Here is a 13,686-nt window from a genome sequence, read left to right as displayed (position 1 = left end):
TTTTTTAGTATTGACAGGTTTTGGCATTTGCAACAGTTACACTTGCTTTTTTAATTACACTGCAAGACCTTAAATACCAGGAAACGATTAAACTTTCTTTACCTCTTATTTATTATTTGCGGTTGCAACAGAAATTCAACTGTAACAACTTTAGAAAAATCTAAGCTTTTAATTAAATACCTTGTGGGATGGGATATTGTTAATGAAGAAGAATTAGGAGATATTGGATATTTTATAGAATTAGAGAAAGAAAATGTTACGGGGACCAAATTGATGGTTGGTTGGATTAAAGAAGTTGAACTAAATATTTTATTAAGTTCAGTTAGAGAAAGTTTGGAATCCAAAATGAGTTATGTCAATTCAAATTGGGTATTCAAAATAGCTAAAAATTGAAACTCAGGTGAAGAACAGAATATATTACATTCTTACTTTTTCGATCTGTTACGGGAATCTTACCATGGTCTGATCTATTGTTATATAGCGAATGGGAATTCTGTAGTGATCATTAAACAGGAAGCCATTGTAGATAGATATATAAATGCTCCTGAGTTTAATATAATGGAGAAATCACTTTTAATATTCTAAGGGAACATTTTATTAATATTTTCTTTAAAAATGTTTATATATATCAATGTATTTCAAGCCCTTATCATAAATAATTAAAATTTATGTTATATATTGATCATCATAATTTATTTTTCTGCCCTACCGGAAGAGCTTTTTTTTAATTAGGTCTTCTATATGTATTCATACTTCAAAAATTATTTAATTAAAGGCTTTAAGCCTATTTTAATTTGGTCCCAAACTTATATTGCTTATAAGAGAATCCCTATTCTTTTTTATTTTCATTCCATATTTTTTAACATTAAAGAGCCGCCACAGATAGCATAATTTATGTTGGAAAATTCTTCTTAACGAAACTTAACTCCCTATATATTTTAAAAATTATGTAACCAAATTTAAAAACGAACAATGGAAAAAACAGAGATTACTGCACAGTTAAAAAGCCACTTTCTTAGACTTTATCAAATTGCTCTTTCAGATGAAAACTTTAGTCATTTAGAGATGCAGCTTCTTTATAAATTTGCTGAAGAACGGAATGTTTCAAGTGAAGAATTGGATAAGATTTTAAGTGGATCCATTGGAGAAATAACCATCCCGGATACCCTTGAAGAAAGAATGGAATATTTATATGATTTTGCTGTAATGATTTGGGCAGATCAAAAAATCACCGAAGATGAGTTAATTACACTTAAAAAGTATTGTAGAAAGTTTGAGTTTTTAGATGAAAATGTAGATGCCTTAGCAGAATACTTATTAGAAAGTGCAAAAGAAAATAAATCTAAAACTGAATTTTTAAATGAACTTAATAATTAATCTATATGAGTATATTAAGAAATTTATCTGCTTTAAAGACTCCTAAAATTGAAGAGTCTAAAAATGAAATCCTATACGATCAAAGGTTAACTTATCATAATCAAGGACATGGTGGTTCAAAGTCATGCCTAGGAAACTTTCATAATTTAAAAACTTCTTTGCAAGCCTTGTTCCATAGATTTGAGAAGGATTGTAGAGAAGAAGAAGAGGAACAGCGTAGGCTTAAGCAACCTTATATTGCAGAACAGAAAGGCATTAATACCTCATTATTGAATAAGTCTGAAACTCTGGGTGGCCTATTAGATCATAAATCTACATTGGAGAGTCAAATTGAAAAACTTCAACAAGATAAGATCAATGTTAGAAAGAATCCTATAGATTACGGAATTGAAGTTGATGCCAAGTCCTCAGTAAAATTTTGGATAGGATTGTTTTTATTGCTTCCTATTAGCGCTTATATTTTTATTTTTTATATCTCAACCTCCTATTCTGGATTTTTTAGAAATTTTGATCCTTCCATAGATCTTTTTGGAGGTATATTTTATCCTCAGGCATTAACCGAAGCCTATAGAGATGGAATGTTGGAATTAGGATTTATAGTTTTTATACCTTTTGTCTTCTTTGGCTTAGGCTATTTAATACACATGTTTCAGCACAAAAAAGGAATACTTAACATCTTTAAGATTACGATGTTATTTATCATAACATTTGTTTTCGATGCCATATTGGCCTATTTAATAGAAGGTAAGTTGTATGATCTAGATAAGGTATATGGGGATCCTCCTTTCTCTGTTTCTTATGCTTTAACAAGTCCAGGCTTTTGGGTGATAATATTTGCAGGATTTGTATCCTATTTAATTTGGGGTTTAGTATTCGATTTTATAATGAAAGAGCATGCAGACCGTGATAAAATACAGGTATTTCTTTCCAGTTTAAATGCTGAAATATTTAATAAAAAGAAATTGTTAGAGACCCATTCCTTAAAAATTGAGAATATTAAAGAAGAGATGGATAAACTAAAAGTAAGAGGTACGGAACTGGACAATATTATTGATGGCTTTATATTTCCAATTAAAAATTATAAAAACAATTCCTCACAATATCTGCAAGGCTGGCAACATTTTATTGCTTCAGAATTATCCATGGGCCAAAAGCATAAAGATGAATTATTACAAAAGTGCAGAGAAGAATATGATCTACATATAGTTGATCTTGGCTTGAACGATTCTCATATACCAAATAAAATTTACCTAAAATCCGTTTAAAAATGAATTTTAAATCTTCAATATACTACGTAGCAATTTTCTCTTTCGCATTTATCTCCTGTGGCCAAGACCCTAAAGAGGAAAAAAATTTAGTGGAATCAACAGCTATTTTACAAGCGGAAGGCAGCATAGATTGTCCCGCATATATTAATAAAAACAAACCGAATAATTTAAATATCAGTATTCTTCTTGACCTTTCAGACAGGATTGAACAGCCAAAATCTATTGAAAAGGACGTGGCATATTTGGGCAGTTTGTCCAAGGCTTTCACTAATCATATCAAGACCAAAAAATTGGTTTTATTGGAAGATCGCATTCAGCTATTCTTTAACCCTGAACCCTCAAGTAGTAAAATAAATGAAATAGCAGAAAAACTTAAAATTTCCTTTACTAAAAACACTCCAAAGGAATTAATTGAGCAAACCCAAAAGCTTTACAAAACTGAGCCAATCAAACTTTATGAATTTGCTAAAAATGATGCTAAAGGAATTAAAGAGAATTATCCAGGTTCTGATATTTGGCGATTTTTTAAGGACAATGTTAGGGATTATAGTATGGATAACTGTCATAGAAATATTCTAGTAATCCTAACTGATGGTTATATGTATTTTGATAAAACTGAAATGAAAGAGGGCGGAAGAACATCTTATTTAACTCCTAAATATCTATCTAAACTGAATTTAAAAAAGAGTAATTGGAGAGAAGAAATGCAAAAGCAAGATCTAGGTTTCATACCGGCAGCTAAAGATCTGGAAGATCTGGAAGTATTAGTGATAGGGATAAATAGTTTGAATGATGACAATCCTTATACTTTAGATATCATTCAGGAATACTGGAGCCAATGGTTTAGAGAAATGGGAATTCCAGAGGGTAATTATAAAATTAAAAATGCAGTAATTCCTTCTAATATGGAAGGTGTAATTCTAGATTTTATAAATAAATAATAGAAGCAGAAGAGTATATTTTTTAGAGAGGAAGAACAATTTATTTGTTGTGCTTTGTAATATATTACCTTTGCATTTCACAGTCAAAGTAGATAAATAAACTGAAAAATTTCTAATATTACCAACAGACTCAGGTGTTAGAACCTGAGTCTTTTTATTCTATAACCTGAATTATAACTGTCAATAAAAATAAATCTTTACTATTTTATTCCTAAGGACAATTACATCATTCTATAACCGCGAGCAGTTCCACGTCATAATTTAAATTCCCATGTTAAAACCCTACATCCTATTATTTTTATTTCTTTTCCTCTTTAGTGAACTCGTTGTCGCGCAGGTAAAGATCTCCTCTTGGAATCTGCAAAACTTCGGAAAAACGAAATCAGAATCTGAAATTAATTTTGTTGCAGATGTGCTAAATGAATTTGATGTGGTGGCACTACAGGAAATAGTGGCAGGGTATGGTGGAGTTCAGGCTGTGGCGAAACTGGCAGACGCTTTAAATAGGAAAGGCAGCAAATGGGGATATGTAATAAGTGAGCCTACCCAGAGCACTCCTTATGCTACAGAGCGTTATGCTTATTTATGGAAAACGAGTAAGGTGAAACAGAAGGGCAAGGGTTGGTTAGAGCCGCATTATAGAGACGAAATTGACAGAGAACCTTATATGCTAGACTTTATCTATAATGGTCAGCCATTTACTTTGGTAAACTTTCACGCGATCCCTAAAAAGAAACAGCCCGAAACCGAGATCAAATATTTCAAGTTCCTTCCCGGAAAATACCCTGATAAAAATTTGATCTTCTTGGGCGATTTCAATGTTCCACAAAGCCACACGGTGTTTAATCCGCTGAAAAAGATTGGGTATCTCCCACTTTTGGAGAATCAAAAGACCACAATGAAAATGGAATGTGTGGGGGAGGAATGCCTAGCTTCAGAATATGATAATATTTTTTTCAATTCCAAAAAAATTAACTTATTGAATTTTGGGGTGGTATTAATCTATAAAAGCTTTCCCAATATGCAAGCAGTACGACGAATATCAGATCATATTCCCGTGTGGGCAGAGTTTGAATTTTCTTCGAAAAGAAGATAATGTAAACTGATATTAGGGTAGTTGGAAGTATTTTTCCTTATTACAAATTGTAATCATGTTCAACTCCCAACATATTCTCCAAACCGTGTTTTTATAATTGCTTTAAAAAACAGTCCTAGCATTTATTTTTTATTAAAGGCCTTACATGCATCAATGTCAGGCAATTTGGTTACCAGGTTTATGTTTCTTTCATCTGTAAACGCTTCCTTCATCTTTGCGTTAACATTAGAAATCTAAAACTCTATTTATTAACTCAATATTTATATACATAGATTTTCCTCAAATTCGATCACTTCTTGATCCAAAATTATGATCTCAGCAGATGGGGTAATACTTAAATGAAATCTGTCTATCTGTAAAGGCGTGCAATAACTTACTATTTTATTCACAATTAATTCGTAACCAGTGCAGGCCTCTTTTATGGCTCCGTTTTCCATATTGTTTGTACTCCAATAGTAATCGTTAGACAATGCTAATAACAAAGCATCGCCTTTAGAATCTATGCTTCCTAAAAAATCCAGCAGTTCTTCATCGGTAGAAACTAACTGATTTACACCATCTGTTTGGTGCCTAATGAACGTATAGCAACCTGCAGGAAGACAACTAATATAAAAACCCTCTTCAGCAATGAGATTATTAAATTCGTTGATGCATGCGACCATATCTACAGCATCTGCACATAACTCTCCTTGGGAAAAACTAAATAAAATCTCATCCAAATAATTCACTATTTCGAAATAATCTACTGGATCTTTCGGGATGATTTCATTATAAAAGGATGATTCGGGGATGGCTACAAACTCCCCACAGTCGGATGGAGTGTCACAATTAATAAATATATGTATGTATTCCATGGTGTTATTATCATTGAACAAGACATTTATATCATTCCAACTTAATCCTTCTTCTGCTAGTGCAGTGTTATCTATATCTCCATAAGCGTCTGAATTTTCAGGGGTAATAGTATAGAACAGATAATCTTGATCATTTTCTACCTTTTCTGGTGGGCCGGGAATTACCAAACAGAGTAATTGGGAAAAATATTCACCATTCTCATATTGACCGGTTATTGGCTTGGCATTGGTATCTTCATTGTTGTATAATTGAACACGAATACCATTAGCATCCTGTACAAAAAGATCTAAACTATAATTACCTGGATAGTGCCTGCCATCGGAATGACAATAGTTTGCGAAGAAGCAAAGCTTATAAAGTTTTTGTGGCATTAGCTCTAAAAACGAATATCCATATTCATTAACTATTTGCTGGTCAAAACAAAAAACCTCTATTACCTCATTTTTTTTGGTGCCGGGTCGAACAATGATATCCAAAGGTAGCGGCTTGTCTACATATCCTAGAAAGTCACCATCTCCAGTGGGAGCTACCCAAATTAAATTTCCTGCACCATCGGGATCACCATCATAGATCAGAAATTTGGAAAGGGTCACTGTAGTGTAATCATTCTCATTATTACCATCATCACTAACTACTACCGGAATTTTCAATTCGTCAGAATAATCAGTATAATAATTAGTTCCATTAGTGAGGATGTCTATATCCATGGTTTTAGTCTCCCCGTTAAAGCTAATGCTAAGCCTTGCCACTGCTGGTGCTGCATCATTAACACAATCGGGAATCTGACTAAAATTTTCTTTACTGATCATCTTATTGGATAGATCATTGAGTACTGCGCCAAATTCCAGGGAAATGCTTTGTGTGAAAGATTCGATATTTACAGCGACTTCTTCCTCCTCTTTACTACAACTTGAAAATAGTGGTGATAATAGAACCATAAAAGCTAGATAACGTGTAATTGTTTTCATAAACTTATTTATTAGTTAATAAATAAAATAGTACTTCCAAGGAGTAATTTGTTCAGCTAGGTGAAGGGTGAAATAAACAAGTAGGTTATCAAAACAATGTTCTTGTTAAGAATAGAAATTACTAATTTCTACATGATGCGCATATGGGTCAATTCCCTTAAAATATAATAGGTAGTATTACAAAAAGTGGGTACGTTTAAAAATATCAAGAAGAAGGAAAAATTTCGTGTTTAACACCAGATTGTAGAGGCATAATCAAGTGAAGAAATTAAGTAATTAATTGCGTCTAATATTTATTCGACCTTCTTTGTCTGTTCAATTGTGATCTTTAATTATCAAATTAGAAAGATGAGAAAAATTAGAGATTAAACTTACCGAAGAATAATACCAACATATACAAGAAGAGATAAATATAACAATCGAATTCATCTAGAAGGAGAAAGTTTTGGCGGATTTGAGCTGTCTTTACGAGTTTGTGTGACAAATGTTTATCATAAATTAGATTCAAAAATACCTTTATCTCATCGTGATCAAACCAAAAGAAGATGCAAAGCTTGTAAGATTACTTTTTTAAAATTATATATGTCTCCACGTCTACTAATCAAATCTCGATTTAAATTATCAATTAAATGCCCTAATAAACTTTAATTCAACAAAAAGAAGGAGTATGCTAAGCTGCAAATGGAGGATCCTTTTAGAGGCATAGGCTCAGAGAGGCTTTCAAGTAGAGGAACGGGCATGGCTGGTATATCCGGAGGTAATTTTAATTGAAGAAACGTGTAGAATACTGATTTGCTTGCAGAGCCAACCATTTATTCGGGACGCTTGCGGAGCTCAATGTCGTAAGACTTTGCACAACATGGGGGCTAGTTTTCGGTAATAAAAATTCCAATAACCACAAGCACAATTATACCAAACTCACCGGAAGTCGATCTAGGATTCTGAAGCGCTTTATTAATGATGTTTAGAGCATTAAATATTATCGAGGAAACAGTTTAAAATGCTTTCTTTACCACTCCTTCTTTATAAGGTTCAGAAGTATTTTTAATCACAAAATCTACGACCCCAAGCACGAGTCCCTCTTCTGTGATTACATCAACTTTCCATTGGCCTTCTTTAAGGTTGTTTTTATAAGTATATCCACGGAAACCTTGATCACGCCCACCGGCAACTTCAAATCCTAGGTCATCAGTTACTTCCCATTTACCGGTTTCAGGATTGTAGCGTTTCCACCTATGAAAAATGGATTTTTTTAAATCTGTAGGTGCAAAAACAGAAGTGAACACATACACTCTTTGATCTGCTTGACGATGAAAATTGATATTATGTTTACGCCAAAATACATACCATTGATCTTTCTCGTAAGTAACGATGTATTCATTATTTATTTTCCGCACATCATGAGCCACTAACCCGGTATCCAAAGCTAGTGGCACTGGTGGAATAAGATTGAAATAGTAAAAAACATTAATTGTTATATAAATAGAAAGGATAATACTAATCAGTTTTTTTAAACTTATCTCAGCTCTTGTGCCTGGGCTTGACCTGTAAATAAACCTGATTAGTACCAGCGTAGACCATAAACTTACAAGGCCCGAAATGATAAAAATAAAGGTATTCATTTTCCTGATGAGCGTAGGAATCATAAAGGCGAAAAAGGTAAAACTTATAAAAAAATAAACACTAAACTGAAGGTATTTATTGGAGATTTTCTTTTTAAGAAACTCGTTTGCAAATAAGAGCAGAACCAGCAATATGAAAAAAACCATGGTTTTTGACATGGACACACTTCTGAAAAAATAGATGACAAAAGCGCTTGAAAGTGCACCAAAGAAGAACTGTATAGCAAGCGGCAAATATTCGGAATGACGACTGATAAAAGTACCTTCCCACTTATCATCATTCACTGTATTATATAAATAAAGCGTTATAGAAAGTAAGCACATATGCGAGCAAAGTACCACCGTATCATAAACACGATCTATTCGCCCTAAAGTCAACGTGTCAAAAATAAAACCACCAATAAAAAAAAGAATGGGAGCGTACTTTTGATTGCGAATAAGATACCTTCCAAAAGCACTTTTTCTATATTTTACTAAAGCTCTTTTCATATTGCATTGAGTAGCGCCAAATGTAGCATAAAAACTTCATCTGGATATTTGCTTTGACGTTAATGCTAGAGAGTTTATGAAAAAACCGGAATTAGGACACTCACGAGAGGTATCGGGACTTAGACTTACTTGTGACAGTAATCGAGTATACAAATAAATTTCAGAATTGGAACTCGAAAACTAAATAGTATCGATCTATTTATTCTTGTTTAGCGCTATAGTATCACAAAAAAACAACCAGCATACCTCGGAGAAATTACAGTTATTATAGCCCTTAAAGAATATTAAATCCCTACCTAAAATATATTTTTACGGAACTATATTATTGAAGTAGATGTATAACTGGGTAATATTTCAATGGATAGATTGTCCTCATTTTTTCAGTTTTTTTTAAAAGTTGGAATTTATATCGAATTCATTCTAACCCTCAACTAGCCTCTAAGATGTTAAATAAATGTCATAGCCTCCAATTAATTACTCCAAATAACTTTATTTTGAAAAGTGAAGATTTCACCTGTTACTTTAATTTGTTAAGAATAGAAAAGCCTATTCACTTATAATTTATGATGAATTAAAAATATCGCTACAAGGCTAAAGAATTAGTTCATTATACCAGCAAATAGGAGAGGAGTGAAATCCTATTCTACATAGTGTAAGCAATTAAAGGAAAATTTAGTACAAATGAATATTGCCTTATTTATACTTGGATTAGTGATCACCTTAGTCACCATCTTTGATATGATCTCTACGATCCTCTCCCCAAGAGGTGCCGGATTTATCGCAGATAGGATTTCAAGAGGAATTTGGAGAGCCTGCCTAATGGCATGTAATAGAGACGGGCGAAAGAAATTCCTTAATATCGTTGGCCCTGCGTTATTGCTCATTATTGTTCTTACATGGATCTTATTATTATGGTTCGGAAATACATTTATTGTATATTCAGATGCCGAAGCTTTATGGTCTTCCAGTAAGAACGCTTATGTTACTGGTTTTGTAGAAAAGATGTATTTCACAGCTTATGTTCTATCTTCTATGGGGAATGGGGATTACACCCCGGGAAACGGTTGGTGGATGATCTACACAGGTTTTATATCCTACACAGGAGTTGTTTTTATAAGTTTAGGCATCTCTTTCCTAATTCCTGTAGTAGATGCAATTACCTTAAAACGTCAAATTAGCCTGCGCATTCATCAATTGGGAAAAACACCTAGTGAAATAATTAAGCGTTATGAAGAAAACAATTTCAAAGAACTTCTTCAAGTTCTCAACGAACTGGAACCTTCCTTATTAAAATTGGCTCAACAGCATCTTGCATATCCAGTAATTCACTATTTCCATTCAGAAAATTTACACGAGTCACTTTCCGTAAAATTGGTAACTTTAGATGAAACTATGTCTATACTTCTCTATAGTGTAGATAAAGAAAACCTATCAGATATTCACGCATTAGAAAGGGCTTATGGAGCCACAACCTACTATCTATCTACCTTGGCGAGTGCATTTATAAAACCCGGAGATGATGAGCCCAAACGCCCAAATACTTCGAATCTTAAAAATGTATCTAAAGAAACTTCACAACGTGGAACAGGGCATGAGGAAGACCTCTCTAAACGAAGAAAGCTGCTACTGGCTTATATTCAAAATGATGGCTGGGAGTGGGAAGACGTAGAAGAAAATACAGATAGCATATCACTTGGATTTTAAAAGTAATCTTTCAAATCAAGAAAATTAAACATTCACACAAAATAGCTTTATTAAATAGATATGGAAAAAATAAAACCCTTTGATTGGTATAGAATTTTTTTAGGAAGGGAGAACGATGCCTTATTTCTATTAGAAATTGGTTTTAGAGTAGCTTTTATCTACCTATTCGCGGTGCTTATATTGCGCTTTATGGGTAAGCGAGGGAATAGAAGTTTATCTATGTTTGAGAATGTCTTGATAATTGCTTTAGGTTCTGCTATTGGAGATTCCATGTTTTATCCCAAAGTACCATTAATGTATGCATGTTTGGTGATCCTTATAATTGTAGGGATCTCTAGGTTAATTCAATATTTACAAGTAAAAATAAAACGTTTAAACACCTTTTTAGACGGAAAGCCTATTATACTTATTAAAAACGGAGAATTACAAAGTGCAGGTTTAAAGGATTCTAGAGTGCGAGAAGAAGAACTTTATGGTATGCTTAGAGTTCAAGGAATACGGGATCTTGGAGCTGTGGAATGTGCTTTTCTAGAACGCTCCGGAGAGCTAAGTGTTTTTAAGTTTGAAGCTGATAAAAAAGGCTCCAAATTAAATTTGATCCAAGAAGTTTTAGGAGATAATTCTTAACAACTTCCCTAATCCGAAATGTTGCTAATTCTGGTTCTATATTAGATAAGCATGATTTTGACTTATTATTTAAAGAATGCCTGAAGAAATAAAACGGAATCTCTTGAAATTTGCCCAAGAACGAGGTGAAGATAAAACCTATTGTCCTTCGGAAGTTGCACGACTGCTATATCCAGATTGCTGGAGAGACAAAATGGATCTTGTGCGAAAACAAGCAGATATACTGGTTGAAGCTGGAGAACTAGTGGTACTTCAAAAAGGTTTAATTCAGCAAAAATTGCCATCAGATTTAAAAGGTCCTATACGACTTAGAAATAAGGAAGGTTAAACAACTTAACTCCCTTAAATACTATAAATAAGATTTAACTTACAAATTCTATCTCTTACTTCTAGGAGATCTGTTTTAATTCAGAATTGGGATTCTACAATTGAAAGCAGATCGCATTAAAAATTATAATTTCTATAACTCTATTGGATTTTGGGAATGGATATCTTTATTATCTAATGCCTAATATTTCTCATGGATAAAAAGAAGATTGCAATAATTGGCTCCGGAGCTACAGCCATTTATTTACTGAAACACATAAATGATCACTTAGAACTGCTAACAAGTATGTTCAATGAGATAAGCATTTTTGAAAAAGGCGTGAATATGGGAATGGGGATGCCTTATAATCCAGAAACAACAGATAAATATAACCTTGCCAATATTTCTTCTGAAGAGCTCCCAGAATTACCTGAAACCTTTGGGGACTGGCTAAGGAAACAAGATGCTGAAACCTTGGAATCTTTAAATGTGAAAGATCTTCCTATAGATGATTCTGCAGTTTATAGTAGAATTTCTTTGGGTTCTTATTTCCAGGATCAGTACCACAGCCTTATCCACCAGCTTACCAAAAAAGGTATTACTGTGCATCAAATAAATTCAGAAGAAGTTAGAGATATAATATATAATGAGAAGACCGGCAATGTGCTTTTAAAAACTTCTAAGGCAAGCGAGAAGAAATTTGATAAGGTGATCATCGCAACAGGACATCATTGGTTTGAAGATGATAATGAGAAAAATGGATATTATGCATCTCCCTGGCCCATCCATAAATTATTGCCAGCTCCAGGGGAATATTACAATCATGCTATAGGAACTTTAGGTGCATCTTTAAGCGCTTTTGATGTGGTGAGCTCTCTTGCTCATAGGCATGGTTCTTTTATGCAAAAAGGAGAGGAACTCAATTTTGAATTACACGCGAAGGCGAAAGGATTTAAAATCGTGATGCATTCTTTTGAAGGTTGGCTTCCTCATTTACAATACGAACAAAAATATGCCATCCGTGAAATATACCGTCATACTAGCCGCGAAGAAATGCTGGACCTTATTGATGCCGATGGATTTTTAAGAATTCACAGCTTCTTTGATAAAATAGGGAGACCGGCACTAATCCAAGCTTTTCGAAAAGATAGAATGGAGCATATGGTAGAGAAATTGGAACAGGAGAAGATCAATTTCAAAGAATTTATTAAGCTGATGTCTGAAGATCATGAATATTCAGATTCCTTTGAAGGGATGCGCAAAGAGCGAATCGAAGCGCGTAATTCTGTAAATCAAAACAAACCAATACATTGGAAAGAGACCTTAGATGATTTGATGTATTGTCTTAATTTTCATGCCGAGCTTTTGCCGGCAGAAGATCATTTATTTCTGCGGAAAGAAGTAATGTCTTTTCTTATGAATGTAATTGCTGCGCTACCATTATCTTCTGCCAATATCCTATTAGCACTTTACGATGCGGACTGTATAGAATTAATTGCTGGTAAAGTTGAAATCTTGGAAGATCAAGATAAACCAGAACAAACCGCTATTCAGGTGGAAAAGGAGGATGGAACTTTGGAATCATTTAATTATAAAATGTTTGTAAACTGCGCAGGGCAGAAAAATCTAGAATTAGAGCAGTTTCCGTTTCCTTCTCTAATTAAAGACGGGAATGTACGGAAGGCCAGGGCCAAGTTTGAAACCATAAGTGAACTCAAGAAATTGCCGAAAAATGTTGATAAGGACTCGATCTTAGAGGAGAAAAATGAGCTGCTTCTTTTTACCGGTGGTGTAGATATAGATGCCGCATATAGGTTAATTGATAGTTCAGGAAATCCTAATGATAATATTTATGACATTAGTTTTACGCATACTTCTGGATGCCGTCCTTATTCCTATGGTTTGCAAGCTTGCAGTGCTACCAGCAAGATCTTGGCAGAAGTTTGGCTCGCTGCACTTTCAAAAAACGAAATTGATGTAGCGGTAGAAAAAATGACAGAATTATACGAGGACAATGAAATTTAGAATGATAATCTATTATATAAGTTCTGGAACTAGTTCACATTAACTAGATAAAATGAGAATGTATAGCATGGGATAATTGAATTATTTCGAAGCTATTAGAAATGTTTTATTATTTATAAAAATTTCAGAAAACGAAATAAAGTAGATTTTAATGATCCCTACCTTTTACTAAATACAGATATTAAAACGGGATTATGGATTCATGAATTTACATATACTTACTACAAGTTTATAGGTGAAGTGCATCAGATGGTTCTTGCCAATCTTAAGGGAGGAAAGCCACCAATTGAATTTATGTGTGAGTTAACCGAAAATATCACCAATTCTATTTGGTGGTTTCAAGATGAAGACATCTCATAAAAAAACCACCAGCAAACCTAAGTTCGAAAGTGGTCTTGTATTTTAAC

General features: G+C 33.5%; 11 protein-coding genes. 9 read left to right on the top strand and 2 right to left on the bottom strand.

Annotation, left to right across the window (positions count from 1 at the left end):
* Positions 1 to 183 precede the first annotated feature (183 nt).
* The 5 genes from BC962_RS09960 (at position 184) to BC962_RS09940 (ending at position 4,682) form a co-directional block, all read left to right on the top strand.
* Positions 184 to 393, top strand: coding sequence for a hypothetical protein (locus BC962_RS09960; RefSeq protein ID WP_121345852.1), 210 nt, complete (start codon positions 184 to 186; stop codon positions 391 to 393).
* A gap of 579 nt (positions 394 to 972) precedes the next feature.
* Positions 973 to 1,377: a hypothetical protein gene (locus BC962_RS09955; RefSeq protein WP_121345851.1), complete on the top strand. Its 405-nt coding sequence runs from the start codon at positions 973 to 975 to the stop codon at positions 1,375 to 1,377.
* Between the two features lie 5 nt (positions 1,378 to 1,382).
* Positions 1,383 to 2,642, top strand: a complete 1,260-nt coding sequence (locus BC962_RS09950) for an ABC transporter permease (RefSeq protein ID WP_121345850.1) — start codon at positions 1,383 to 1,385, stop codon at positions 2,640 to 2,642.
* A 2-nt stretch (positions 2,643 to 2,644) separates the two neighbouring features.
* The gene (locus tag BC962_RS09945) at positions 2,645 to 3,586 is read left to right on the top strand and encodes a hypothetical protein (RefSeq protein WP_121345849.1); all 942 of its coding nucleotides are present in this window, start codon (positions 2,645 to 2,647) and stop codon (positions 3,584 to 3,586) included.
* 271 nt (positions 3,587 to 3,857) lie between these two features.
* Positions 3,858 to 4,682: an endonuclease/exonuclease/phosphatase family protein gene (locus BC962_RS09940; RefSeq protein ID WP_121345848.1), complete on the top strand. Its 825-nt coding sequence runs from the start codon at positions 3,858 to 3,860 to the stop codon at positions 4,680 to 4,682.
* A 260-nt stretch (positions 4,683 to 4,942) separates the two neighbouring features.
* Here the strand turns inward: BC962_RS09940 and BC962_RS09935 are convergent, their stop codons facing one another.
* Positions 4,943 to 6,505 carry a hypothetical protein gene (locus BC962_RS09935; protein WP_121345847.1) on the bottom strand — a complete coding sequence of 521 codons (1,563 nt, stop codon included), beginning with the start codon at positions 6,503 to 6,505 and terminating at the stop codon, positions 4,943 to 4,945.
* A 995-nt stretch (positions 6,506 to 7,500) separates the two neighbouring features.
* The gene (locus BC962_RS09930; protein WP_121345846.1) at positions 7,501 to 8,616 is read right to left on the bottom strand and encodes a DUF2914 domain-containing protein; all 1,116 of its coding nucleotides are present in this window, start codon (positions 8,614 to 8,616) and stop codon (positions 7,501 to 7,503) included.
* 681 nt (positions 8,617 to 9,297) lie between these two features.
* On the opposite strand from BC962_RS09930, the gene BC962_RS09925 reads away from it, so the two are divergent.
* The 4 genes from BC962_RS09925 to BC962_RS09910 all read left to right on the top strand — a co-directional run bounded on the left by BC962_RS09925 (position 9,298) and on the right by BC962_RS09910 (position 13,279).
* Positions 9,298 to 10,320 carry a potassium channel family protein gene (locus BC962_RS09925; protein WP_121345845.1) on the top strand — a complete coding sequence of 341 codons (1,023 nt, stop codon included), beginning with the start codon at positions 9,298 to 9,300 and terminating at the stop codon, positions 10,318 to 10,320.
* Between the two features lie 60 nt (positions 10,321 to 10,380).
* On the top strand, positions 10,381 to 10,947 hold the full coding sequence (locus BC962_RS09920; RefSeq protein WP_121345844.1) for a DUF421 domain-containing protein: 567 nt from the start codon (positions 10,381 to 10,383) through the stop codon (positions 10,945 to 10,947).
* A gap of 76 nt (positions 10,948 to 11,023) precedes the next feature.
* A complete protein-coding gene (locus BC962_RS09915) occupies positions 11,024 to 11,275 on the top strand; it encodes a DUF3253 domain-containing protein (RefSeq protein WP_121345843.1) in 252 nt (83 codons plus the stop codon).
* A gap of 192 nt (positions 11,276 to 11,467) precedes the next feature.
* A complete protein-coding gene (locus BC962_RS09910) occupies positions 11,468 to 13,279 on the top strand; it encodes an FAD/NAD(P)-binding protein (RefSeq protein WP_121345842.1) in 1,812 nt (603 codons plus the stop codon).
* Positions 13,280 to 13,686: the final 407 nt, after the last annotated feature.

Source organism: Gillisia mitskevichiae (assembly GCF_003634585.1).
Taxonomy (GTDB): Bacteria; Bacteroidota; Bacteroidia; order Flavobacteriales; family Flavobacteriaceae; genus Gillisia; species Gillisia mitskevichiae.
Note: the sequence above shows the minus strand (reverse complement) of the source record. Positions and strands in the feature narration are given on the sequence as shown.